This window comes from Nitrospirota bacterium (assembly GCA_023229435.1).
Lineage (GTDB): Bacteria > Nitrospirota > UBA9217 > UBA9217 > UBA9217 > JALNZF01.
This window is the reverse complement of record JALNZF010000024.1, coordinates 1-25,388: the sequence shown is the minus strand read 5'-3', so window position 1 is coordinate 25,388 and position 25,388 is coordinate 1. Positions and strand designations below refer to the sequence as shown.

Here is a 25,388-nt window from a genome sequence, read left to right as displayed (position 1 = left end):
GTAACAGGCTTTGAGTTATGTTATAATCAGATATATCTAACCCAAGGAGGTTATCATGAATGTCGCGGATATCATCAAAAGAGCAATGCTTGTTGGACTGGGAGCGCAGGAAAAGGCCAGGGAATTTGTCGACGAACTGGTCAAGGCAGGGGAACTTTCCAAGAGCGAGGCTGCCACGCTGGTGAAGGAGTGGTCGTCCAAGGCCGCGGAAAGCACCAAGGATGTGGACCTGAAGGTCAAGGACACCATTGCGGCCGTATTTGAGAAGCTGAATATCCCGACTCGCGAAGACCTTGAAAAACTGGAAAAGAAAATACAGGGCATATCTGCACGACTCTCGAAACTTGAAGGCGGAGAGGGGAAAGGCGGAGCATAAGATCACGGCTCCGGCGCTTCGAAGTCTCTGTTCTGTTGGTCATGCAAGATGACACCTCTGCCCAATCCCGCGGATCGGGCAGACCCTCGCGTTGGCATGCCGGATCGGGTATGGGCCATCTCGTGGAACAGATGTGCTCGCGACGGTTTTTCTCGCTCGGCAAACGTGCTTTCCTGCAAAAGTCCCCCTCTCATCGATCGTTGATTGTGCGCGGGGGAATGTTCCGTGTTCTGTTCGATGAACCTGATCCCGAATTCATCCGACGCGGACGGGCGCCGGCATGCAGACCGGACATACAGTCCCATCGAATATTTTATAACAAACAACTCACCGGAGTAACAGACGCTGGATCCCTTTCATTCGCTCAAGGTGCTTTATTGGAAAGGTTTCTGCTTATGGATCGTCCATGAACTGCATGCACGCAGGAGGGATGAACATCAGCGTTTTCCGGTTGCCTGACCGGCACAAAGTTTTCAATCCCTTTTTATGAAGCACACGTGCCTTTATGCCCCCCTTCCCATTGCGAGACAGGGATCGGGGTGAGTGCATCATGACGAAGGATCTGGGGGAAGAGGTCTGTCCCGATGAAAGTAATGAGCAAAGGATTAAAAGTCTTTGTCGTTGCGTGGGGGAAAACGCGAAAGCGGGTAAAGAAGCATCTGTGGTTGTCATTCCTCATCGCTACGGCAGCTCTTCTGGTTGGTATCCATTTTTATATTGCTCTCTTCATTCCGCCATCCAACGAGAAGGTCTGGAAGGAAGTCCAGGTTACCGAAGGGATGAGCTTTAAAGCGATCGCCGGGGAACTTAAAAAAGAAGGCATCATCCGTTACCCTGGATACTTCGAGATCATCGGCAGATTGCAGGGTATCAGTCGCAGGGTGCGAGTGGGTTACTACGGGTTGAGCACGAGCATGAGCCTTTGGGAGGTCCTGGACCACCTGCGAAAAGGCAGGATCATTGAATACGAGGTAGTGATCCCCGAGGGCTATAACCTGTACCAGATCGGCTGGACGCTGTCCGGCACTCCGCTCATCTCCGAACCTCATGAGTTCATCGATCTGGTAAAAAACAAGACCTATGTCCGCTCGCTCGGCATCGAGGCTGATACGCTCGAAGGATATCTGTTCCCGGATACGTACTATCTGCCCAAGGGCATCAAGCTTGAAGATATTCCAAAAAAGATGGTCCAGCGATATAAGGCCGTATTCTCTAACGACAAAAGAAACCGGGCGAAAGAACTCGGATTCACCGAGCAGCAGATCATTACCCTTGCTTCGATCGTGGAAAAAGAAGCCAAGGTGGATTCGGAGCGGAAGGTCATCTCGGCGGTATATCATAACCGGTTGAAGCAGGGCATGAAGCTCCAGGCGGACCCTACCGCGGTATACGGAACCAAGGCATGGATCACGAAGGTCACCAGGGAGGACCTCAAGCGGCGGTCTCCTTACAATACCTACCTCCACAAGGGGCTTCCCCCGGGGCCGATCGCGAACCCCGGCGAGGGTGCGATCCTTGCCGCGCTCTATCCTGAACAGGTGGACTATCTTTTTTTTGTTGCCCAGGGAGACGGCAGCCACTATTTCTCAAAGGATTTTCATGCGCATGAGAAGGCCATCGGCCGGTATCGATCGAATAAGAAGAAGGCGAAGCAGCGGGCGCCGTAGAAGGATGGCGGGTACGGGGTCACTTGGCGCAACACCCGCAAGGGTAACGTTCTTCTGAGAAAGGAACAACGCCGAACGCAGACGCTTCTCACGGGAGTATCCCGCAAATCAGTCGTGATGTTCCCGCACCGTTCTGCTATCCAGCGCATTTCCCGACTTGTTTTTCCCCGGGGCTGTTAAGGAGGGAATGCGAGATCGCCGTTACGGCCCTGACGAGCCTCTACATCCGGTCCTTTTTAACATACGCTTCGATCTTTGCTTTGCTCTCCGACGGGATGTTGGTATATCTGATCCCATAGAGCGTCTCGTTTGAACCTGCCTGCTTCAGCACCCGCATCACTTCTCCCTGCGTTTCGACCTTTGTGCCGTCAGGAAGATAGAAAGAGCACGAAATGCGGTTCCCGGGGGAGAGGTCCAGTTCTGAACTGATGAGCGCTCCGGTGGTGCTGATGTTCTCGGTGTGACACAGGAAATGCCGGTCATTGAACTTTCCATCAATGGAGACCCTCAAAAGCACCCGGTAGGCCTGTCGAAGGGCGACCTCAAGGAATTGGCGCACTTTTTCCTGGAGCAGGCCCGGGTCAACAGGTATGGGCAGGATGGCATGAGCCCCGCAATGCTTGCATCGCGCCCGGTGGAGGACATCGTCTTCGCAGATCATGATGACGCGGACCTCCTTGAGGTGTTGCGACTGCCAGATGATTTCAAAAATGGACTCACTGACCGTGCCGGGCAGGTCGAGACTTGTCACGATGAGATTGAGGGTTTCCTCGATGTGGGTCTTCAGGATATCCTCGGTCGTTGCCGCGGTATATACCAGGATGTCCGCGCGGTTGAGCAGGTTTTCGCCCTGCATCAGGATCGAAATAAGGTCCTTTGAGAACAATACCTTTTGCATGATTTCCTTTGAGCTTGTTTGATTACCTATTTTCGTCGTCCCCGAGTGCTTTTATGGGGGACCCAGGGACGTTGAGAACTTCTGGATTTCCGATTAAGGCATTCGGGAATGACGACACTATCAAAATGGTGACCGGCCCAATATGCCGCACACACAATTACTCTCTCTGCCTCGGATCAAGCGCGTCACGGATGCCTTCACCGAGCAGATTGTAGCCGAGCACGGTGATAAGGATCGCGAGGCCGGGGAAAGCCGAAAGCCACCAGGCGATCTCGATGTTGTCCTTGCCTGAGGAAAGCAGGCTGCCCCAGCTTGGAGTAGGCGGCTGAACACCGAGGCCGAGAAAGCTGAGTGCCGATTCGATGAGGATCGCGCCTCCGATGCCCATGGTGGCGGAGACGAGGATCGGGGAGAGACCGTTCGGCAGAACATGTTTCATGATGATGCGGCCGTCGGTGGCGCCGATGGCGCGCGCGGCGATCACGAACTCGCGTTCTTTCAGCGAGATGAACTCCGCGCGGATGAGACGCGCAGGCTCCATCCAGCTGGTGAGCCCGATCACGATCATGATATTAATGATGCTGGGCTCGAGGATGGCGATCACGGCCAACACCAGGAAGATCGTGGGGATGCTCAGCATGATATCCACGGCCCGCATGATCGCGCTGTCAAGACTGCCTCCGTAGTAGCCTGCGATGGCTCCGAGAAAGATGCCGAGGACCGTTGCTATCCCGACTGCCACGAATCCCACCTCAAGAGAGATCCTTCCTCCCCAGAGCATACGTGACAGCACATCCCTGCCGAGGTCGTCCGTGCCAAGCAGGTGCGAAAGGTTTGGACCGACAAGGATATTCTTGATATCGATGGTGGAGGGGTTATAGGGCGCGACCAGCGGCGCGAAGATGGACAGGATGAAGACGAGCAGCACGAGCGTCCCGCCGATGACCGCGAGCTTGTTCTTCATGAGGTAATGAAGCGTCTGGGATGTGAAGGATTCGGTGGTAGACATTTTTACTCCGGTTATTTCTTTTATTCCACACTCCGCATTCCGCCTGCGCCCAGCGATTACGAGTGCTCGCGCGAGTGCAGGGTGAAATCCGCACTAACGCAGTCTCACCCTCGGGTCGGTAAATGCATACCCGATGTCCGCCAGGAAATTCCCGAGCAAGGTCAGAAACGCGGCGGGGACCAGTATCCCCATGACGAGATTATAGTCCCGAGACATGACCGACTGGAACATGAGCTGCCCCATGCCGGGAATACCGAAGACCTGTTCAATGATCACACTGCCGCCGATGATGCCGGGGAGTGCCAGACCTAAAATGGTGATGACCGGCATAAGCGCGTTCCTGAGGGCGTGTTTGTAAATGACCACGTGCTCGGAAAGCCCCTTGGCCCTGGCTGTGCGGATGTAGTCCTGGCGCATGACCTCGAGCATATTGTTCCGGACATAACGCGAGAATCCAGCCAGACCGCCGAAGGACAACACAAAGACCGGCAGGATCAGATGCCGGGACCTGTCCATGAGCCTGTCCCAACCCGAGAGCCCCGTCACATCGAGACTCTGGATACCTGATATCGGAAGCACGCCCCACTGCACACCGAACAGATAGATGAGCAGGAGCGCCAGCCAGAACGAGGGCGTGGAAAAGCCTATGAAAACGAAGACGGTCGTGAAGCGGTCAAGGAGAGAGTATTGTCGGGTGGCGGACATAATGCCGATGGGGATTGCAATCAAAAGCACCAGCCCGAGCGAGAGCAGGTTGATCGTGAGCGTGATCGGGAGGCGTTCAAGGATTTTGTCCTTGACCTTGCGGCCGTCGGCAAAGGCCTCGCCGAAATCAAGGGTCACGAACTTCGTGAGCCACGTGGCGTATTGCTTGTAAAAGGGCTGGTCAGCGCCGTAAAGCTTGCGGAGCCGCTCCCGAGCCTCGGCGGACGCCTTTGCTGAAAACTCCATCTGCGCCTCGGCGGGACCTCCCGGGGCGAGTCGCATGACACCGAAACTGAGCACGGTGATGCCGAGGAGGATGGGGATCATCAGGAGCGCGCGTTTTATGACGTAGGAAAGCATCGGCTGGCTTTATTCCGTGACCTTGTATACGAGATCGAAAGGCTTTGCGTGCTGGGAAAGCTTGATGCCGGTAAACTGGCCGCGGATGGCTTTCTGGACCGGTTTGTGGTCGAACTCCAGGTCATCGATCTTCTGAGTGAAGTCGGTATTGTTTCCCTTGATGTGAATGGTATCGCCGATCGCGAGGTCGCCGAAATCAAGCTTTACCGCAGCAATGGAGGTTTTTTCAAAAAATCTTATCACTGATCCGATCCGCTCTTCCATAAGGCTCATCATAGTATAAAAATTATATCATTTCAAGGGAAAAAGGATAAGAAACCGGTCGTCTGTTGTCAGAAGTCCGGACATAGCGCTTGACAATGCGGAGGAGTGTGAGTATTATATGGCCTACCATTCAGGGTATAAATGGTGTGGTTGTACAGCGGGGCGTGGCGCAGCCCGGTAGCGCGTCTGCTTTGGGAGCAGAAAGTCGGAGGTTCGAATCCTCTCGCCCCGACCAGTATAAAAAATTGGAAATTGGAGATTGGAAGTTGTAAATTTTGCATTGTGCCTGATAATTTAAAATCTTAATTTTCCAATTTCCAATTTACAATACGCGAAGCGATTGCGCCTGTAGCTCAGATGGATAGAGCAACAGCCTTCTAAGCTGTGGGCCAGGGGTTCGATTCCCTTCAGGCGCACCATTCAACCAACAGATGATCGGCAAGCCATAACTGGTGACTGAAGCGAAAAAGGCAGAACACCTGACCCAAGGGGTTTCAGGGGAAGTATTCCCCTGAGCTTCGGGGAAGATACCAGAGGGGGCAGGCCCCCTTTGGGGAGCCCTTTACGGGCGACGGGTCAGCGGGTTCGATTGCCTTCAGGCGCACCAATAAAAAATAAATAGAAATATTTTACTTTTTAAGGTATCATATCTCCTGTTATTTTTCGGTGCTCTTTTAGATTTTCATGGTGGGCGTAGCTCAGTTGGTAGAGCTCCAGGTTGTGGCCCTGGTGGCCGCGGGTTCAAGCCCCGTCGCTCACCCCAAATTTCGATCGTAGAGACGGTCACGTCGGCCGTCTCTACAGCTTTTATGAGGTGTTTTCTCCGCGCCCGTAGCTCAGCTGGATAGAGCGTCGGACTTCGAATCCGCAGGCCGCAGGTTCGACTCCTGCCGGGCGCACCAAGATACCGCAAAGAAAAAAACGAGGGACGAGGGACGAGGGACGCAGAGCCAAGTCAAAATCGTCCAACGTCCATCGTCCATCGAGTTTTTTATCGCGCCTGTAGCTCAGCTGGATAGAGCGTTGGCCTCCGAAGCCAAAGGTCGTGGGTCCGACTCCCGCCAGGCGCACCATCAAATATAAGGAGACAAAAAAAGGACGGACGATGGACGATGAAGGGGAGATGAGAGACGAAGGACGAGAGACGACGGACGAAGAGCCAAGTCAAAATCGTCAATCGTCCATCATGCAGTGTATGAGCAGGCGTTCATTGTGCATTAGTTTTTTATGTTGCATCAAACTTTAAAGATAAGTATAATAGCCACTCTTTGCATCTGATACTCTCATCCTCTCATCTATGGGCCGTTAGCTCAGTTGGTAGAGCAGCTGACTCTTAATCAGCGGGTCGAAGGTTCAACTCCTTCACGGCTCACCATAATAAAACTCAGGGAGCAGTGAGCAGCAGGCAGCGGGACTTGAAGGCTGCTTCACGTTCACTGCTTTCTTTGTTCAGAAAGCGAGAGTGGCGGAACTGGCAGACGCGCCAGACTTAGGATCTGGTGGGCGACCATGGGGGTTCAAGTCCCCCCTCTCGCACCATAGTAGTTCGGAGTTCAGAGCGGGGGAGTTCGGAGGGGGAGTACAAACCTCCGTGTTATGAAACATGTTTTTAAACTCCACTGCGTCCTAAACCTTCTTGAACGCTGTAAATTCTCAACCCTCAACCAAAGGTGGTAAATCATGAAATCGGTAATAGAAGAAATAAATCCGGTAAAGAAAAAGATCAATATCGAAATTGAGCCTGATTCCGTCGACAAGGAGATGGACAAGGCGATCAAGGACGTTGCCAAAAAGGCGAAGATCCCCGGTTTTCGTCCCGGCAAGGCGCCGAAGAACATCGTGGAAAAACATTATGGCGAAGAGGTCCGGTCCGAGGTCATGAACAAGCTCATTTCGGACTCGTACCTTAGGGCGCTCCAGGAACACAAGCTCAGCCCCGTGGATATGCCGAAGATCGAGAATATATCGACGCTTGCCAAGGGCTCCCCGCTGAGCTATACCGCCACCGTGGAAGTACGCCCGAGCATCACGCTTGGCGCCTACGACGGAATTGAGGTTAAAGAAACGGACCTTGTAGTGACCGACGAAGAACTGAACCAGACGCTTGACCGTCTCCGCGAGATGTACGCGCAGCTCGAAGTTGTCGAAGCCGAGACGCTCGCGAAGGACCACACGGCGATCATCGACTTCGAAGGGTTCCATGGAGGAAAGACCATCGAAGGCGCCAAGGCAGCGGACCATATGCTCGCCATCGGTTCGGGAAATCTGATCCCGGGGTTCGAGGAGCAGCTTATCGGCATGAAGAAGGGCGAGACACGGGATATCCAGGTCACGTTCCCGGCGGATTATGCTAATAAGGAAATAGCGGGCAAGGACGCGCGCTTTACGGTGTCGCTTAAAGAGATCAAGAAAAAGGTCCTCCCCGAGCTGAACGATGAGTTCGCGAAGGATACCGGCGGCAACAAAACGGTCGACGAACTGAAGGCTCGGGTCAGGGAAGATCTCGAGGCGCGAAAGCGCGACGAGCAGGGGTCTGCCCAGCGTGAGGAATTGATGTCGAGACTGGTGGATGCTCATGCGTTCGATGTGCCGCAGGGCATGGTGGAACATGAACTGCAGACCATGGCGCGGCAGCAGGCCACTCGCTTTGCCCGGCAGGGCATGGACATCAAGTCCTTTGATGCGAAGAAGTTCATGGAGAAGAACCAGGACCTGGCCGTGAAGCGGGTCAAAGGGATCCTGCTGCTCGAAGAGATAGCTGAAAAAGAAAAGATCGAAGTGACCGATCAGGAACTGTCCGCATCCATCGCGGCGATGGCGAAGGGAGCGGGACAGACCGCGGACGCGGTCAAGAAATATTATGATTCACAGGACGGCGGACTTGATAACCTGCGTGCCTCGCTCGTTCAGGAAAAGACGCTCGGTCTCTTGCTTTCCCGCACCAGGAAGAGCTATAATAAAAAATAAGAAGGATCAAATAATTCAAGCTGCGAAGTCATTACGCCGCCGAGAGACGCGAGGTTTTTCTTTGTTGTTACGGTTCCCGGTGGAAATCCCGAAGGAGAATATATGTCATTGATCCCCATGGTAATAGAACAGACGAGCCGAGGCGAGAGGGCGTACGATATTTACTCGCGCTTGTTGAAGGACCGGATCATCTTCCTCGGCACGCCCATCGACGATCTGGTGGCGAACACGGTGATCGCGCAATTCCTCTTCCTTGAAGCCGACGACCCGGACAAGGACATCTTTCTCTATATCAATTCACCAGGCGGCATTGTGACCGCCGGACTTGCGATCTACGACACCATGAATTATATAAAGTCCCCGGTCTCGACCATCTGCATCGGCCAGGCCGCGAGCATGGGCGCGCTGCTGTTGGCATCGGGCGCCAAGGGAAAGCGCTTCTCCCTGCCGCATGCGCGTATCATGATCCATCAACCCATGGGCGGGTTCCAGGGACAGGCCACGGACATCGAGATCCATGCCAGGGAAATGCTGAAGATGAAGGACACGCTGAACAAGATCCTGTCAAACCATACAGGGCAGCCGATCGAGAAGATCCATGAGGATACGGACCGGGATTATTTCATGTCCGGCGAGGATGCGAAGGCGTATGGCCTTGTTGACGAGGTCATTGCCAAGAAAGTTCCCCGGCTTGTGAAGGAGAAGTGACCCCATGGTGGAAAAGAAAGAACATACAACGACCCCGCTCAAGTGCTCGTTCTGCGGCAAGGGGCAGGACGAGGTAAAAAAACTGATCGCGGGCCCCTCGGTTTTCATCTGTAACGAGTGCGTGGATCTTTGCAACGAGATCATCTCCGAGGAATGGGAAGAGATCAAGGAATCGAAGGTTCCGCGGCTTCCGAAACCCGCTGAGATCAAGCGCAACCTCGATGAATATGTGGTCGGGCAGGACCGTGCCAAGAAAATACTGTCCGTGGCCGTGCATAACCACTACAAGCGCATCGGCGTGCAGCACGAGATCGGCGACGAGGTCGAGCTCCAGAAGAGCAACATCCTGTTGATCGGATCCACGGGAGTGGGCAAAACACTGCTCGCCCAGACCCTGGCAAGGATCCTCGATGTGCCCTTCACCATTGCCGATGCCACGACTCTCACCGAGGCGGGGTACGTGGGCGAGGACGTGGAAAACATAATTCTCAAACTTCTCCAGAACGCCAACTACGATGTGGAGCGGGCGCAGCGCGGCATTGTGTACATCGACGAGATCGACAAAATCAGCCGCAAGTCCGAGAGCCCTTCGATCACCCGTGACGTCTCGGGCGAGGGCGTGCAGCAGGCGCTTCTCAAGCTCATCGAGGGGACCGTTGCCAGTGTGCCGCCGCAGGGCGGTCGAAAGCATCCGCACCAGGAGTTCATCCAGGTGGACACCAAGAACATTCTGTTCGTATGCGGCGGGGCTTTCGTCGGCCTTGATACGATCATCGAGCAGCGCATCGGCCAGAAGACCATGGGATTCGGCGCCGACATCCAGAGCAAGAAAGAACGGAAGCTCTCCGAGACGCTCGCCAGCCTCCAGCCCGGCGATCTGCTCAAATACGGGCTCATCCCCGAGTTCATCGGCCGCATGCCGGTCGTGGCAACGCTCGAAGAGCTCGATGAACACTCGTTGATCGATATCCTCACGCGTCCCAAGAACGCGCTCATTAAACAATACCAGAAGCTGCTTGCCCTCGAGGGCTGCAAGCTCCGTTTCACGGACGGCGCCCTTACGGCCATTGCCAGGAAGGCGATCAGCCGCAAGACAGGCGCCCGGGGCCTGCGCGCCATCCTCGAGGACGTGATGCTGAACGTCATGTACGACGTTCCTTCCCAACCCGGTATCCGCGAATGCCTCATCAGTGAAGAGGTGATCACCGAAGGGGCGGAGCCGCTGCTCATCTACGAGAAAATAGCCTAAGAGAAGGAGTCAGGAGTCAGTATCCCGAAGTCAGGAGTAAGGAATAATGATATCCATGGTTTCCCCCCATATTATGACTTCTGGCTCCTGTTTTTTATGAAAATACTCTCAGCCGAATTCGTCATCAGCGCCGTCGGACCGAAGCAGTTCCCGCAGGACGGCAAATCCCAGATCGCCATTGCCGGCCGCTCGAATGTTGGAAAATCCTCGATTATCAACTCGCTGCTTCACCGGAAGAACCTGGTAAAAACAAGCCAGACACCCGGCAAGACCCAGCTCCTCAACTTCTTCATCATCAATGGATCGTTCTACTTTGTGGACCTGCCGGGATACGGTTATGCCCGCGTCCCTCATGCAGTGACCGACGCCTGGGCGCCGATGATCGAGGGATATCTGAAAAACACACCGCGTCTTTCCGCTGTCGTCGTTCTCCTGGACAGCAGGAGAGAACCCGATGAGCGTGATCTCCGTCTGATCGACTGGCTCCGTCAGTATGATATCCCGGCGATTTACGCACTGACCAAGACCGACAAGCTGAACCGGCAGGAGATTGAGCGGGCCCGACGGAACATCAGCGCGGCGCTGGGGACCGCTGATAACGTGCTCCTCACCTCTGCCAAAAGCGGGCTGGGGCTCAAGGAGTTGTGGTCCGCAATAGTAATAAAATTAAAGGAGCCGGGATTCAGGGGTCAGGAGTCAGGAGAATAATACCAATTGTTTTGTTTCTTTCGCCTGATTTCAGACTCCTGGTTCCTGACTTCTGTCTTTTGACTTCTCAGCTTTTATGGGGGCTCACATGGAATTCATAAAAGACCTCATGGGTTCATTGTTCTGGGCCACGGCGTTCAGTCTTCTCTTCTATGGAGCGGCCAGTATTGCCATCGGTTTTCTTGCGAAAAAATCGGCGCAGTTGAAACCGATCGGGTCCGGACTCAACCTTATCATCCTCTTCATTGCGGTCCAGCTTTTCCTGCATCTGGGCGCGGCCGAATACCACCCGAGAATATCGCTCCAGCTCAACTTTTTCTCCTGGCTGGTGTTCACCTTCGCCGCGCTCCGTCTCGGCCTCTACCTCTATGGTGATCTCTTCGTGGTGCGCTGGAAGCGCGGTAGTTTTCCTGCGGCGTTCAAAAATATCATCACGGCCCTCGTGATCGTCATCGTCGCCCTGGTCCTGCTCAAGGAAATCATGGACATCAACGTCACGTCGCTTATCGCCACGACCACGGTCCTGACCGCGACCATCGGTCTGGCATTCCAGAGCACGCTATCGAACATGCTGGCCGGGCTAACCATTCATCTCGAAAAGCCGCTCAAACAGGGAGACTGGATCTCCGCCGCGGGACATGAAGGCAGGGTGATGGACATCTCGCTCCGGTCCACGAGGATCATGACCATCGAACACAACGAGGTCTTCATCCCGAACGGCAAGATCCTGAGCGAGGCCGTGGTGAATTTCAGCCTTCCCAATACGCTCCAGGTGAGAAAATTGACCGTTGGAGTGAGTTATTCCGATCCCCCGAACAAGACGAAGAACGTGATCCTTGAGGTATTATCGTCCGTGCCGCGTGTGATGAAATTCCCGGCGCCGGTCGTTCGCGTTATCAATTACGGCGATTTTGCCGTTCAATTCGAGATCCGGTTCTCGATCACTGATTTTGCCGCCCATGTAGAGATCGAGGCCGAGATCATGAATCTATTGTGGTACGAATTCAAGCGGAACGAGATCGAGATCCCGTACCCTGTGAGAAGCGTCCACCTCCATCAGATAACGCCTGAAACCCGTCATGCCGAGCAGGAGCGCAGGGCTGATGAGCTTATGAACATGATGAAGAACGTGGAGATATTCTCATTCCTGAGCAAGGTGGAATTGAGGGACCTGGTCGCCCACGTGAGCGTCAAGACTTATGCTGCCGGAGAGGTTCCTGTTCGACAGGGCGAGCCGGGCAGTTCCTTCTACATAATCAAAAGCGGCAAGGTGGACGTGGTCGTGGAAAAATCGTCCCGCGAGAGGGCGGTCGTGGCCACGCTCGGACCCGGAAATTTCTTCGGCGAGATGAGCCTCTTGACGGGAGCCCTGCGCACGGCAAGCATTCGGGTGAAAGATGACGCGGAGTTCATCGTGATCGACAAAGAGAGCTTCAGAACCACGCTTATCAATAATCCTTCCATTGCTGAAAACCTGAGCCAGATCCTGTCTGAGCGCCAGGCGGGTCTTGATACCGAACGTGAAAGGCTCGATGCCTCGGCCCTGGAGCGTCGCAAGAAAGACGACAAGAGCAAACTTCTTTCGAAGATGAGGGAGTTCTTCGGGTTGGACAAATAAGGACATCCGCGACTCTTTTTTCATCGCTGCGTCTTAATTGCTCAACGCCTGGAGCGGTCCTGTAGTTCTTCGAATAATTAAAACGACGATCGATCATAAAACTGTTTATGTGAGAGAGAAACCAGGAACACGAACGAACGGTGCGACTATAACTTCAATTTTACATCATCTGTTGATTACTTGCATCTTTCGGTGCATACGATGATGTTTTTGCAGATAGTTGCCTTTATTTTGGGATACAATGAGAATTCTCTTGACAGGTGATGTGTGAGTTGATATTTTGCTTTCATCATCGACATAAATTCGGGCAGGAAAAATAAAATACCTTAGGATTAGTGTGGTGGAGTGTGTTTGCATTGACTGAATTGGCGCTCGTGAATGACCTAAAGTGCGGGTCCTCATCAACCTGCGTCCTCCCTCGTTCACGGGCGTTTTCTTTGATTATTCGTGGTTTTCGAAGCAGCGCATACAAAATGGTTAAGGAGGTGATACCGGAATCATATGGCTCTGTGGTCTTGAAACAAATTTACTGTTTTTTCAATAAAAAAATCTAAAGGAGGATAAGAGATGTTGAAAAAAATAAAGGCAGTGGTGTATTTAATGTTCGTTGGCGGATTTTTATTTCTGACGGTACAGCAAGCCATGGCGATCCCGGCATGGTCAAGATTGACGGGTTCTGCATGCAACAGCTGTCACGCGACGCCGACTTGGCAGCTCACTCCCTTTGGACTTGAGTTCTTGGGCAACGGGCATCGTCTTGAGGCCGCGCCAGCCAATTTCGACCTGACCACGCAGAAGTTGGACAATTACCTCAGCCTGGTATGGAAGTTCAGGGCATATGTCGAAGAGGAAAAGAACCCCGCCTCGCAGTTCGAGCAGCATGCCTTCTCGCTCTACACCGGCGGCGCACTGTCCGACCGATTCTCCTATTTTACGGAGATGTATTTGAATGAAAACACGGGTTCAACCGCCGGCAGCAACGTGGTGCAGGGAGACGCGTCCCGCAAGAAGCTGGCTGAGGCATATCTCCAGTATAACCAGCCGGTCGGCAGCGGATTCATCGCCGTGCGCGCTGGTGAGATCCTGCCGGAGATCCTTCATGTATTCGGCGCGGGCGCCCGCAGTGCTGAGCAGCGGGCGCTTGTTCTGAATGACAAGGCCAATAGCGCAAACCCTTACAAACCATTTACCCGCTCACAGGGTGTGGATGCAAAACTCAAAATGGGTCCCGCTGAAGTTACCGTTGGCGCTGTTAACGGAGCCATGAACTCCACGAACGCCATCGATGCCAATAATCACAAGGACTGGTATGCTACCGCTCTTGTTAACTTTGACGAGCATAAATCAGCGGCAGGGCTGTTCCATTACGACGGCGTGTACTCGATGTACACCACTACTCTTGGTGTGAGTCAAACGGACGACCCAACGAAAAGCGTCAGCTTTAACAATGAATTTACGAAGGACGGGCTGCTCGTCCGCTTCATTCGCGACAAATGGCGCATTGTCGGGACCTATTTTATGGGCAAAGAAACCATCGATGCGGCAGGGGGCACGAGCAAGAACGAGGGCTATTACGGCCTTGTGGATTTCAACATCACCGACAAGTTGGGCGTTTTCGCGCGGTATGACATGCTGGATCCGGACACGAATGTCGGCAGCAACGAAACAACCCTGATCATGCTTGGCCTGGACGGCATGTTGTATATGTCCGACAAGAGCGGGGCCAGATGGAACCTCGAGCTGACTCAAAAAGAAGTGGATACCGCTACCGTGAAGAAGACCAAGAGGGCGCTCTTGCAGATTACCTGGGCGTTTTAACAACGCTTTAATGCACGCGGTATAGAGAAACTGTTTTTAAAGGGGGTTACGGTATATCCGTAACCCCCTTTTTGTATGCCGAGCATGTTCGACAGCTCGAAGGGGGTTCTTATTTGGTGATCTCCGTACCGATGCCTTCCTTCGTAAATATCTCGAGCAGGAGGGCATGGGGGACACGGCCGTCGATGATATGGACCTTGGTGCAGCCGGCATCGAGTGCTTCGAAGCATGATTTAGTCTTGGGCAGCATGCCGCCCGCGATTACGCCGTTATGAACGAGGGTTTCAACCTTCTTCTTGTTCAGCGTCGGGAGGAGGTTCTTGTCCTTGTCCAGAATGCCTACCTGGTCCGTCAGCAGGATGAGCTTCTCAGCCTTGAGCGCTCCGGCAAGGGCCCCTGCCACCAGGTCGGCGTTAATATTATAGGTTTCTCCATGCACACCGACACCGATAGGCGCGATCACCGGGATGAAGCCTCCCTGCTCAAGGGCAACGAGAGTAGCGGGTCGAACTTCGGTTACTTCGCCGACGTGTCCGATATCGATGGTTTCGGTTTCTCCCGTGCTCTCGGACTTCTTTATTATTTTCAGCTTCTTTGCCTGGATCAGTCCGCCATCCTTGCCTGTCAGACCCATAGCTTTGCCGCCTGCCTGGTTGATGAGATTTACAATTTCCTTGTTCACCTTGCCGCCGAGGACCATTTCAACGATGTCCATGGTCTCTTTGTCGGTGATCCGGTGGCCTGAGACAAAGGTGGATTTCTTCCCCATCTGCTCCATGGTCTTGCCGATCTGTGGTCCGCCGCCATGAACGATCACCGGATTGATCCCGATATACCGCAGCAACACCACGTCCTGGGCAAAGCCCTGCTTCAGATTCTCGTCGATCATGGCGTTCCCGCCGTATTTGATCACAAAGGTCTTGCCCCGAAACGTCTGGATGTAGGGCATGGCCTCGATAAGGATCTTTGCTTTTTCGATCAGCTTTTCCATTAAATAAACCTCAAAATAAATTTAGTAACTGCTCAGGTCAAAAGAGTATCCGCAGATTACGCAGATTTCACAGATTAAATCGAAACTGATATGTTTTTTAGAAATCTGCGCCCATCTGCGAAATCTGCGGATAAAAGAGTTTTCTCTGTGTCATCTGTAGTTGCCGCTACAAAATGTACCTGCTCAGGTCCTCGCTCTTCAGGACGTCGGCGAGGCGCTCCTGCACATAGCTTGCGTTGATGGCGACCTTGACGCCCTTTTTCTCAGGCGCGTCAAAGGAGATCTCGTCAAGCAGGCGTTCCATGACCGTGTGGAGCCTGCGGGCCCCGATATTCTCCGTGCGCTCGTTCACCTTGGCCGCAATGTCGGCGATTTCCTCGATCGAGTCAGTGGAAAAGGAGATCGAGACCTCTTCCGTGGCGAGGAGAGCAACCTGCTGTTTGATGAGCGCGTTCTTCGGCTCGGTCAGAATCCGGATGAATTCGGCCTTGCCCAGCGAATCCAACTCGACCCGTATCGGGAACCTGCCCTGAAGCTCGGGGATCAGGTCAGACGGTTTGGAAACATGGAACGCGCCGGCGGCGATGAACAGGATATGATCGGTCCTGACCGGCCCGTACTTGGTCGTGATCGTGGATCCTTCGATGATCGGCAGGAGGTCGCGCTGTACACCTTCGCGGGACACATCCGGACCATGTGATTCGCGGCCCGCGATCTTGTCGATCTCGTCGAGGAACACGATGCCGGACTCCTCGATCCTCTGGACAGCTTCTTTGATGACCTTCTCCATGTCGATGAGCTTCGCGGCTTCCTCCTGGAGCAGGAGCCGGAGTGCGTCAGTTATCTTGACCTTGCGACGCTTGGTCTTTTCAGGAAGGAGCCCGCCGAGCATCTCTTTCAGGTTCATCTCGATCTCTTCCATGCCGATATTCGAGATAATGCCGAAGGGCATGACCTTTTCCTTCTGCTCGAGTTCCACCATCCGTTCGTCAAGTTTTCCCTCGCGGAATTGCTGGCGGAGCTTGTTGCGCGTGCTGGTGTGCTGCTCTTCCAGCTCAATCGACGAGGTTTCGGTCCCCGGCGACGTCCGGGGCGGCGGCAACAGAAGGTCGAGCAGACGCTCCTCCGCCATGGCCGCTGCCTTTTCCTGGACTTGTTCCGTCATCTCGGATTTTACCATGTTGATGCCGATCTCGGTAAGGTCGCGGACGATGGACTCCACGTCACGGCCCACATACCCGACTTCGGTGAACTTGGAAGCCTCGATCTTGAGAAAGGGGGCCTGGACAAGCTTTGCCAGCCTGCGGGCGATCTCGGTCTTTCCCACGCCCGTGGGACCGATCATGATGATGTTTTTCGGCATGACCTCGTCGCGAAGGTCTTCAGCAAGACGCTGACGTCTCCAGCGGTTCCGGAGCGCAATGGCAACGGCCCGCTTGGCCTTGTGCTGGCCGATGACATACTTGTCGAGCTCTTCGACAACCTGTCGTGGTGTGAGTGAATTTTTCAATAAAACCTCCAGTGAAAAATAAGGGGTCAGGGGTCGGGGTTCAGGGTACAGGGGAGCATCAACAGTTCTCAACCCTGAACCCGTCACCTGGACCCTTAACCCTGCTGTCACAGTTCTTCTATCGAAATTACATTGTTCGTATAAATGCAGATCTCCGCAGCGATCTTCATCGCCTCTTCCACGATCGCACGGGTGTCGAGCTTGGTGTGGTCGACGAGCGCCCGGGCCGCGGCAAGGGCATAGGGGCCGCCTGAGCCGATGGCGGAGATGCCATTTTCAGGTTCGATCACGTCTCCGTTGCCGGAGAGAATAAATGAACGCTCATGGTCAGCGACGATCATCAGTGCCTCGAGCCGGCGGAGGACCTTGTCCGTTCTCCAGTCCTTTGCAAGCTCCACTGCGGCGCGCGTGAGATTGCCATGGTACTGATCGAGCTTTGCCTCGAATTTTTCGAAGAGCGTGAACGCATCGGCGGTCGCGCCCGCGAAGCCGGCAAGGACCTTGTCATTATACATTTTGCGGACCTTTTTCGCATTGTGCTTCATCACGGTGGCGCCGACGGTCACCTGGCCGTCGCCGGCGATCGCTGTTTTGCCGTTCCGTCGGACCGCCAGGATCGTTGTTCCGTGCAGGGGTGTTATTTCACTCATGATGCCTCCGGTGTAATAAACGACGGACGATGGACGATCGTTCGCTTCGCTCACTATGACGATGGACGATTAAGTCTTTACGTCCGTCGTCTGTCGTCCTTCGCCCGTCTATCTCTTCTGCTTCCGCGCATTTGGATGCGCCTTGTCATATACTTCCATCAGCGAGTCGAGGTTCACATGCGTGTAACGCTGGGTGGTCGAGAGGCTCGCGTGGCCCAGGAGTTCCTGAATGGCGCGCAGGTCGGCGCCGGACTCAAGCATGTGCGTGGCAAAGCTGTGCCGGAGCGTGTGCGGACTCGCCTTTTGTTGCAAGCCCAGCTGCTTTCTATGGTTTTCTAAAATACGCTGAACCGTGCGGGCTGTCAAGCGTTTTCCTGACGGCCCGATGAATACCGCTGAGGTTTCAGCGTCGCGGGAATGGCCTCCCAGATATGCGTCGATCGCTTCTCGTGCTTTGCCGCCGATCGGTACGATCCGTTCCTTGCGGCCCTTGCCTCTGATGCGGATGAGGCTATCGTTGCGGTCGATATCTTCCCGGTTCATGCCGATGAGTTCGCTGGCGCGGATGCCGGTGGAGTACAGGGTTTCAAGCACGGCACGGTCTCTCAGCATACTGGCGTGATCTTCGGGTTTCTTTGAATTCGGAGAGTTCATGAGCCTCAGTGCATCGTCGGCTGTCAGAACAGAGGGGAGACGCTTGTCGCGGCGCGGCGTGGCGACCAGTCTTGCGGGATTGTTAGTAAGGATGCCTTCGCGGTTCAGATACCTGAAGAAGGATCTGATGGCGGAGAGTTTCCTGGCAATGGATGATTTCTTCACTTCGCCCCGCATGAGGTGGGCTATGAATCGCCGAAGCGTTTGATGGTCTACGGCAGAAAGTTCTTTCTTGCCGAGAAAGGAGGAGAGCTGTTCGAGATCTGAGAGATAGCCGCGCAGGGTGTGAGGAGAAACGTTACGCTCATTTCTGAGGTAGGAGAGAAAGTCGTATATGTTCTTCCGCATGATGTACTGTAGCGTAACAGGCGCGAATTTGCAAGAGAAGAGGTAAACGTTATTCTGGTTTATCCGGTCAGGATTTTACAGGAGAGCCGGATGCCGGCGAGGCCTTTTTTCTCACAGGCTTCTTGGCCGTCTTTTTGGAAGGCGTTCGTTTTTTGCGCACGTCGCCGTTGCCCGCGTTTTCACGACGTATCGCCAGCAGTTCATAGGCACGTTCAGGTATCATTTCCGCGAGGCGGTCGCTCCGCGTGAGGCTTGCATTGGTTTCCCCATCGGTGACATATACACCGAACTTGCCCTCTTTGGCCAGGACCGGTTTGCCGCTCACCGGGTCATTGCCGAACTCGCGCAGCGGAGGCCTTGGTGCAGCGCGCCGTCCGAACTGGCGCGGTGTTGCAAGCAGCGCAAGGGCTTGTTCGACGGTAATATCGAAGATCTGCTCTTCGCCGGCGAGCGTGCGACTTTCTTTGCCCTTCGTGATATAGGGGCCATAGCGGCCATTTTGTGCGGTGATCGCCACGCCATCAGCCGGATCAACGCCGACCACACGCGGGAGCGACAGCAGCCGCGCTGCGTCCGGGAGGGTGATGTGAGCCGGATCCATTGTCTTGAACAGTGACGCCATTTTCGGTTTGTCAAGCCCGGGCGGGGGAGCATCAGGAGTGCCCCACTGGACATACGCGCCGTAGCGACCGCTCTTGATAAACAGAGGCAGACCGTCGATTTCGCCGATCGGATCGGTCCCCTTTGGCGCGGCGAGCAGTTTCAGCGCCGCCTCCAGTGTCAGTTCGTCGGGCGTCATGGTATCGGGAACGCTTGCCGTCTCTTCACCGCGGCGAACGTAGGGCCCGAATTTCCCCGGCTTAACCACGACTGCAAGGCCGGTTTTCGGGTCAATGCCGACGGGGAAGGTGTTGATCGATGAGGCATCGATCTCGTCCAGGTTTATTGCAACGCGTTGCTTGAGTCCGACGAGACCCCGGTCATTGCCGAAATAAAAATCAGCGAGCCACTGTTCCTTCTTCTGCAATCCCTGCGCGATCGCGTCGAGATCTTCTTCCGTGTTCGCGGTAAAACTATAGTCGACAAGACCGGAGAAGTGCTTCACCAGCAGATTAATGACGGAGAACGCAACCCAGTTGGGTACGAGCGCCTGGCCTTTTTTCCAGACATAACCGCGATTGACGATCGTTTGCATGATGGACGCCCAGGTTGAGGGACGGCCAATGCCCAGTTCCTCGAGTTTTTTGATCAGTGAAGCTTCGGTGTACCGCGCGGGCGGCTGCGTCGTGTGTCCACCCGGTGTCACGTTCGCAATGTCGATCTTGTCGCCAACAGCAAGCTTCGGCAGCAGCGCTTCACGCTTACTGATCTCGGTTTCGTCATCGGCGGATTCCTCGTACACCTGCCGGTAGCCCGCAAAGGTGATCGTAGTGCCGCTTGCCGTGAATTCGCAGTCAGTTCCATTGCTCAGTGCGCCCAGCCGAATGCTGACGGTGGTGCCGTTCGCGTCGGCCATCTGCGAAGCGAGCGTGCGCTGCCAGATCAGCTCATACAGGGCAAGATCCTGGGCGTTAAGATCACTCTTAAGTTCGCGCGGCGATCGCATCGGCGTGCTTGGACGGATCGCTTCATGCGCTTCCTGGGCATTTTTCACTTTTGATGAGTAGCTGCGTGTGGTTGGAGCGAGGTACTGCTGGCCGTATAACTTTCCCACTTCCGCGCGGATTTCCGCAAGCGCCTCATCGGAGATCACCACCGTGTCCGTCCTCATATAGGTGATGAAACCGCGTTCATATAAACCCTGCGCGATGCGCATGACCTGTGCCGCGGACAGCCGCAATTTCCGGCCGCCTTCCTGCTGAAGGGTTGACGTCATGAACGGCGCCTTTGGCGAAGAGCGGTATGGTTTTTCCTCGACGCTGCGGACCGTGAGAAGCGTTTTATCAAGGCCGGCTGCCAGCGCCAGGGCCCGGGTCTTGTCAAGGACGATTACCTTGTCGCCGGCACGACCCGTGCTGTCGAAATCCTTGCCCGTTGCGACTTTGGCGCCGTCGAGGGTGATGAGAACGGCCGTAAACGGAGGTGTCGTCGCAGTCAGGACCTCGATACCCCAGTATCCTGCAGCGACATGAGCGATGCGTTCCTGTTCTCGTTCCACCACGAGACGAAGCGCCGGGCTCTGAACCCGGCCGGCCGATAGGCCGCGATTTACGCGTCGCCACAGCACCGGAGACACCTCGTATCCGAAGAGCCGATCCAGGATCCGGCGGGTCTCAGCCGCATCAACCAGCCCGTGATCGATGCCGCGTGGATTGGCGACCGCGTGTTCGATTGCGGATTTGGTGATTTCGTGGAACACCATGCGCCGCACCGGTATCTTCGGTTTCAGGTGCTCAACGAGGTGCCACGAGATCGCTTCACCCTCGCGGTCTTCGTCGGTCGCGAGATACAGGGCGCTTGCGCTTTTCAGCGCTGCCCGGAGCTCTCGCACCACCTGTGTTCCCCGTTCGGTGAGCTCGTAGGTGGGTTTAAATCCATGGTCGACATCGACCGCGAGACCTTTGCTCGGGAGGTCTGCAATATGGCCGACAGAGGCGCGCACATCAAATGCATCGCCGAGATATTTGGCGATGGTTTTTGCCTTTGCGGGTGATTCAACAATGACGAGAGATTTCATTCAGTAATACCTTTTTGCCACAGAGGACACCGAGTAAAAGTGCAACATTAAAAGTATGATTCATATTCGGTATTCTCTGTGAACTCTGTGGTGAATCCATTCTAATTCCACGCGGTATTCTTTATCCGCCGGAGATTCGCAGACGAGTTATGCTCCCGATCATGGGGGGAGACGAAGAAGATAAAGGCAATTAGGTTCTTGATATGGTCAAGCTCTATCCGTTCGGTGTATGCGGTCATGGCCTTTTCCAGGAGTTCTTCACGCTGGTCCTCGGAGATGATGCCGAGGTGGGTGAGTTTTGAGACAAAACCAAAAGCGTCAACAGTGAACCGTTCGCGTTCTTCCCGGTTCATCGCTCTCATCCGGACGGAAGATGCCTTCGGTTCTCGTGCGAGGAAGCTCTCTGATTGGTTCTGCACGAGGGTCTGCATCAGGGTGAGCGCGGCGTCCGCCTCGGTGAGCAGGAAGCCGTTGTTCAGCAGGGTCTGCATGATCTTGCCTTCGTTGTCGAACAACTCCTGTTTGTTCCGTACCTGGTCCGCGATGAGCGAGAACAGATCCATCATTTGTTCGTCCAAAGTAACTCCTCTTTTTACCACTAAGACACACCCTGCACTCGCGTTACCACTCGTAACCGCTGGGTGCAGGCGAAGACACTAAGAACAGCCCAGTAAAGGTTGACTTTTTTCGTGCCTTGGTGACTTAGTGGTAATACTTATGATTCTTCCCGCACAAAATACTTCCCCGGGAGCTGCTTCGCGAGTCCTTTCAACTCCAGATTGATCAGGACCCCGCCCAGCTTTCCGGCATTGGCGCGGCTTTCATTCATGATGATGTCAATGTGCTTCGGCTCATTCGTGATGCAGCGAAGCACGGTTGTTTCTTCCTGGGTAAGCGCGGGCAGGGGACGGGCCGGCATGTCCGGTCCTTTGTCCCGTTTTTGCATCCCGAGGTCCCTCAGGATATCTTCCACGCCTTCCACCAGGATCGCGCCCTGCTTGATCAGATTGTTCGTGCCTTTGCTGGTCAGCGAGCCGATGTTCCCCGGTACGGCATAGAGCTTGCGGCCCTGTTCGAGCGTGTACTTTGCGGTGATGAGCGAGCCGCTGTCTTCGGCAGCCTCGATGATCACGGTTCCCTGTGATAGCCCGCTGATGATCCGGTTTCTCGACGGGAAGTAACCCGATTCAGGTTGCGTGCCGAAGGGGTTCTCGGTCACCACGGCCCCACGTCCTGCGCTGCTGATCTCTTCCATAAGACCCTTGTTCTCGGGCGGATACACCACATCGATGCCGCACCCGAGCACCGCAATGGTCCGGCCTTTTGCCGTGAGCGCACCACGATGCGCCTGGGTGTCGATCCCTCTCGCCATGCCGCTGACAATGGTAAAACCCGCGGAAGAAAGTTCCGATGCGATTCGGCGCGTTACGGTCATCCCGTAATGTGTGGGCTTGCGCGTGCCGACGATCGCGATGGCGTTGCTGTCCTCGGCCCGCAACGCGCCTTTCACATACAGGTAGGGCGGTCGGTCGGGCGTATTTCTGAGGCTTTCAGGATACGCGGGGTTGTCCGCGGTCACGATCGCAATATTCGCTTCATCCGCTTTCGCGATCTCCCGCTTCGCATGTTCCTGCCAGGGGAACGATCCGATTGCCGCGGCGACCTTGTCGGACAGCATGCCGATCTTTTTGAGATCCTCATAGGAAACGGAGAGCGCCCGCTCCGGTGAACCGAAAAGGTCGACGAGTTTCCTGAACGTGATGCGTCCTACTCCCGGAATGCTGCTGAGTCCTATCCAGAAGAGGGCCGGATCGGAATTTGTTTGCATGAGGCTGTCCGTGTGTGGGCTCTTTCCGCTCTTAAGGTTAGGAATTATACAGTCTCAGGGAAGATAGTCAAGATTTTTTTTGCAGATTTTTTTGCAGTCAGTTGTTGAGTATGTTATGGTAAGTCATTCTTCAGAGAAATTTCATCTCGAAGTCCTGATCGATACCTGAGAGGTGGACGGTGATTCAGAGAACAGCAAAGATCGAGCAGAGTATGCTCCAAGCGGTCCTTTTTGATTTCGGGGGAGTGATCGCGGAGGAGGGGTTTTGGAAAGGCCTTAGGGCTATCGGCAAGGAGAATGGTCTTGATCCCGATGCATTTTTCAAGACGGTTGATGCACTCATTTACGAGACGGAATATCTCATCGGTAATGCTGACGAAGCATTATTCTGGAACGCGGTCAGGAGCAAGACCAATATCCGTGGCACCGACGCTGAGCTTACAAACGAGATACTGAAGCGATTCGTGCTCAGACCGGACATGATCGCCTCGGTGGACCTTCTGAGGTCAAAGGGTCTCATCGTTGCCATGTTGAGCGATCAGACGAACTGGCTCGATGAAATAGACAGGAAAACGGTCCTGTTCCGGCACTTCGATTCGGTATTCAACTCCTTCCGGCTCCACAAGAGCAAGCGAGATGCATCTGTGTTCGGGGATGTATGCACGGCTCTCGGTGTCAAGACGGGAGAAACTCTTTTTGTTGATGACAATATCAATCACATCAAACGGGCACAGGGGCAGGGGCTCCAGACGATCCATTTTGTGGGCATGGATGATTACGATAAACAGATAAGGAATTTCATCGACATTGCATGAAAATGCTGATGGCGTTCTGAAGTGCAACAGTCATGAGCCAGCGACTCACCAAGGACAATGCCCCCCTCACCTCAGTCCTCTCCCCTCGGGGAGAGGAAGTAAAAAAGTTTCCTCGCCCCACAGGGGAGAGGGTTAGGGTGAGGGGGAATTTTAGATTAAAGCTCTAATGCCTTCCTTGCCAACTCCACCAACCCGAACACCTTCAAGTCCACAAGCGTGCCGCCCATCTGCGCGGCGCGGAGAAAATCCTGGACCTTCTGTATCGGGACCTCGGTCACTTCAATGATCTCGTTGTCGTCCCCCCCGTTCTTTCCCACATGGACAAGCTCCGTGCACAGATAGGCCCGGAGCGCTTCGGTTGAGGCGCCTGTTGAGATCGGACCTTCGGCGAGAAATTCTATTTTCCCCGCTGACCAGCCGGTTTCCTCGATCAGTTCACGGTTCGCGGCAGCTTCCATGGATTCTCCGGGATCAACAAGTCCCGCGGGAAGTTCGATGACGTCCCGGCCCATCGGCGGCCGGAATTGCTTTTCAAGAATGACATTATGGGAAGGCGTGACAGCGATCATGACCACGATACCGCTGACGCCGACGCGTTCGAGGGCCTCCCAGGTACGCACCGCTCCCCGGGCGTCGCGGTAGGTGATCTCCACCGCGCTCATAAAATTGCCTTTCCAGACGGTTTTTTTGCTGATGATTTCCATCGAGGGAAGTTATTCCGCACTCCGCATTCCGCACTCCGCAGTAACGGTCACAGCCACTTTTTCAAATCCAGCGTCAACGCCGCGGGAATGATGGTGTCGACTTCGCGGAGCCGTGTTCGGCCGGCTTTTACAAACATGGCTTTCTGCAATTTCTTTTCTTCCTTATAGTGGTCAAAGATGGGGAAATCGGCTTCGGGGATGTCTTTTGTAAAAAGCCCACAGCCCGCGAGCTGCACCGCGCGGCGCGGGCCGCGGATGGTCGGGCCGAAGATGCGGCAGATGTGCGGCCGCTGGTTGTAGATCATGCATGCGCCGTTCTCGAGCGCCGGGCAGGACATCTTTGCCGATCTGCGGGAGATTGAGTCGATGGCGGGCAGAGTTTTGAGCAAAGGATCTTTGCGGGAAAAAGCCTTCTTCTTTTCCAGGATATCAATCTGCTCATTGGCCTTCGCGATGACGCGCTCCCTGATGGGAGCGGGGAGCTGTTTCAGGGCGTTGCGCAGATAGATCGCGTCGAGAAGCGTGATGTCGAAGAACCCGACAGAACAGCACTCGTGGCACCCTTGTTTGCATCCGACGCCGTGTTTTGAAGCGGCAGTGGAGAAGACCGTGTTTGATCGTTCGAGGAACTGTCCATATTTTTTGATTATGCGGTTCATTTACACAAGACCTTTCTGTCGCGAGTTGGTGGATTATACGGGCTTGACAGGTGGTTTGTCAATATGAAGCGAAGGGGATGTCAAGCCAAAATAGAAATGTCCTATTGTTACCAAAATAGAAATGTCCGGTTTTAGGGAACAGTGATTGGCTGTTCCTGGTTTCTTCGTTTTAGTTTCAGATACTTTCTCCAAGGATGATTCGCAG

General features: G+C 54.5%; 22 protein-coding genes and 7 tRNA genes. 16 read left to right on the top strand and 13 right to left on the bottom strand.

All coding sequences use genetic code 11. The features are described 5' to 3' along the window. Positions 1–55: 55 nt before the first annotated feature. Both M0R70_13530 and mltG read left to right on the top strand, forming a co-directional pair. The gene (locus M0R70_13530; protein MCK9420386.1) at positions 56–376 is read left to right on the top strand and encodes a phasin family protein; all 321 of its coding nucleotides are present in this window, start codon (positions 56–58) and stop codon (positions 374–376) included. Between the two features lie 584 nt (positions 377–960). After that, complete coding sequence (gene mltG / locus M0R70_13525) at positions 961–2,043, top strand: endolytic transglycosylase MltG (GenBank protein ID MCK9420385.1); 1,083 nt, start codon at positions 961–963, stop codon at positions 2,041–2,043. A 220-nt stretch (positions 2,044–2,263) separates the two neighbouring features. Here the strand turns inward: mltG and M0R70_13520 are convergent, their stop codons facing one another. The 4 genes from M0R70_13520 to M0R70_13505 form a co-directional block, all read right to left on the bottom strand. Next, complete coding sequence (locus M0R70_13520) at positions 2,264–2,941, bottom strand: PilZ domain-containing protein (GenBank protein ID MCK9420384.1); 678 nt, start codon at positions 2,939–2,941, stop codon at positions 2,264–2,266. A gap of 157 nt (positions 2,942–3,098) precedes the next feature. Then, on the bottom strand, positions 3,099–3,950 hold the full coding sequence (locus M0R70_13515; GenBank protein ID MCK9420383.1) for an ABC transporter permease: 852 nt from the start codon (positions 3,948–3,950) through the stop codon (positions 3,099–3,101). A gap of 93 nt (positions 3,951–4,043) precedes the next feature. After that, positions 4,044–5,015, bottom strand: coding sequence for an ABC transporter permease (locus M0R70_13510; GenBank protein MCK9420382.1), 972 nt, complete (start codon positions 5,013–5,015; stop codon positions 4,044–4,046). A 9-nt stretch (positions 5,016–5,024) separates the two neighbouring features. Further along, the gene (locus M0R70_13505) at positions 5,025–5,279 is read right to left on the bottom strand and encodes a hypothetical protein (protein ID MCK9420381.1); all 255 of its coding nucleotides are present in this window, start codon (positions 5,277–5,279) and stop codon (positions 5,025–5,027) included. A gap of 158 nt (positions 5,280–5,437) precedes the next feature. Between M0R70_13505 and M0R70_13500 the strand changes: the two genes are divergently transcribed. The 13 genes from M0R70_13500 to M0R70_13440 all read left to right on the top strand — a co-directional run bounded on the left by M0R70_13500 (position 5,438) and on the right by M0R70_13440 (position 14,347). Then, positions 5,438–5,514: transfer RNA gene (locus M0R70_13500), tRNA-Pro, on the top strand. Between the two features lie 107 nt (positions 5,515–5,621). Then, positions 5,622–5,698, top strand: a tRNA-Arg gene (locus M0R70_13495). A gap of 268 nt (positions 5,699–5,966) precedes the next feature. Continuing rightward, positions 5,967–6,042, top strand: a tRNA-His gene (locus M0R70_13490). Positions 6,043–6,104: 62 nt separating this feature from the next. Continuing rightward, positions 6,105–6,181, top strand: a tRNA-Arg gene (locus tag M0R70_13485). 94 nt (positions 6,182–6,275) lie between these two features. Continuing rightward, positions 6,276–6,352 (top strand) — tRNA-Arg (locus M0R70_13480). Between the two features lie 226 nt (positions 6,353–6,578). Then, a tRNA-Lys gene (locus tag M0R70_13475) sits at positions 6,579–6,654 on the top strand. A gap of 81 nt (positions 6,655–6,735) precedes the next feature. Beyond that, positions 6,736–6,818: transfer RNA gene (locus M0R70_13470), tRNA-Leu, on the top strand. 141 nt (positions 6,819–6,959) lie between these two features. Then, the gene (tig, locus tag M0R70_13465; protein ID MCK9420380.1) at positions 6,960–8,246 is read left to right on the top strand and encodes a trigger factor; all 1,287 of its coding nucleotides are present in this window, start codon (positions 6,960–6,962) and stop codon (positions 8,244–8,246) included. A 108-nt stretch (positions 8,247–8,354) separates the two neighbouring features. Then, positions 8,355–8,954 (top strand): ATP-dependent Clp endopeptidase proteolytic subunit ClpP, encoded by a 600-nt coding sequence (clpP, locus tag M0R70_13460; GenBank protein MCK9420379.1) that lies wholly within the window; start codon positions 8,355–8,357, stop codon positions 8,952–8,954. Positions 8,955–8,958: 4 nt separating this feature from the next. Beyond that, entirely contained in the window at positions 8,959–10,203 is a 1,245-nt protein-coding gene (gene clpX, locus M0R70_13455) for an ATP-dependent Clp protease ATP-binding subunit ClpX (GenBank protein MCK9420378.1), read from the top strand. A gap of 96 nt (positions 10,204–10,299) precedes the next feature. Then, on the top strand, positions 10,300–10,911 hold the full coding sequence (gene yihA, locus M0R70_13450; protein MCK9420377.1) for a ribosome biogenesis GTP-binding protein YihA/YsxC: 612 nt from the start codon (positions 10,300–10,302) through the stop codon (positions 10,909–10,911). Between the two features lie 88 nt (positions 10,912–10,999). Next, positions 11,000–12,529 (top strand): mechanosensitive ion channel family protein, encoded by a 1,530-nt coding sequence (locus M0R70_13445; protein ID MCK9420376.1) that lies wholly within the window; start codon positions 11,000–11,002, stop codon positions 12,527–12,529. Positions 12,530–13,096: 567 nt separating this feature from the next. After that, the gene (locus tag M0R70_13440; GenBank protein ID MCK9420375.1) at positions 13,097–14,347 is read left to right on the top strand and encodes a hypothetical protein; all 1,251 of its coding nucleotides are present in this window, start codon (positions 13,097–13,099) and stop codon (positions 14,345–14,347) included. A 109-nt stretch (positions 14,348–14,456) separates the two neighbouring features. Here M0R70_13440 and argB read toward each other — a convergent pair whose 3' ends face one another. The 7 genes from argB to dprA all read right to left on the bottom strand — a co-directional run bounded on the left by argB (position 14,457) and on the right by dprA (position 23,005). Further along, positions 14,457–15,338, bottom strand: a complete 882-nt coding sequence (gene argB / locus M0R70_13435; protein MCK9420374.1) for an acetylglutamate kinase — start codon at positions 15,336–15,338, stop codon at positions 14,457–14,459. Positions 15,339–15,504: 166 nt separating this feature from the next. Then, positions 15,505–16,848 (bottom strand): ATP-dependent protease ATPase subunit HslU, encoded by a 1,344-nt coding sequence (gene hslU, locus M0R70_13430; protein ID MCK9420373.1) that lies wholly within the window; start codon positions 16,846–16,848, stop codon positions 15,505–15,507. A 107-nt stretch (positions 16,849–16,955) separates the two neighbouring features. Next, entirely contained in the window at positions 16,956–17,489 is a 534-nt protein-coding gene (gene hslV, locus M0R70_13425) for an ATP-dependent protease subunit HslV (protein ID MCK9420372.1), read from the bottom strand. 117 nt (positions 17,490–17,606) lie between these two features. Continuing rightward, positions 17,607–18,500, bottom strand: coding sequence for a tyrosine recombinase XerC (gene xerC / locus M0R70_13420; protein MCK9420371.1), 894 nt, complete (start codon positions 18,498–18,500; stop codon positions 17,607–17,609). Positions 18,501–18,567: 67 nt separating this feature from the next. Then, a complete protein-coding gene (gene topA, locus M0R70_13415; GenBank protein MCK9420370.1) occupies positions 18,568–21,177 on the bottom strand; it encodes a type I DNA topoisomerase in 2,610 nt (869 codons plus the stop codon). A gap of 101 nt (positions 21,178–21,278) precedes the next feature. Continuing rightward, positions 21,279–21,755: a DUF494 domain-containing protein gene (locus tag M0R70_13410; GenBank protein ID MCK9420369.1), complete on the bottom strand. Its 477-nt coding sequence runs from the start codon at positions 21,753–21,755 to the stop codon at positions 21,279–21,281. A 137-nt stretch (positions 21,756–21,892) separates the two neighbouring features. Further along, complete coding sequence (dprA, locus tag M0R70_13405) at positions 21,893–23,005, bottom strand: DNA-processing protein DprA (GenBank protein ID MCK9420368.1); 1,113 nt, start codon at positions 23,003–23,005, stop codon at positions 21,893–21,895. A gap of 179 nt (positions 23,006–23,184) precedes the next feature. On the opposite strand from dprA, the gene M0R70_13400 reads away from it, so the two are divergent. Further along, positions 23,185–23,820, top strand: coding sequence for an HAD family phosphatase (locus M0R70_13400; GenBank protein ID MCK9420367.1), 636 nt, complete (start codon positions 23,185–23,187; stop codon positions 23,818–23,820). Positions 23,821–23,975: 155 nt separating this feature from the next. On the opposite strand, the gene M0R70_13395 is transcribed toward M0R70_13400, so the two are convergent. Both M0R70_13395 and M0R70_13390 read right to left on the bottom strand, forming a co-directional pair. After that, entirely contained in the window at positions 23,976–24,524 is a 549-nt protein-coding gene (locus M0R70_13395) for an NUDIX hydrolase (GenBank protein MCK9420366.1), read from the bottom strand. Between the two features lie 47 nt (positions 24,525–24,571). Next, complete coding sequence (locus M0R70_13390; GenBank protein ID MCK9420365.1) at positions 24,572–25,183, bottom strand: YkgJ family cysteine cluster protein; 612 nt, start codon at positions 25,181–25,183, stop codon at positions 24,572–24,574. Positions 25,184–25,388 lie beyond the last annotated feature (205 nt).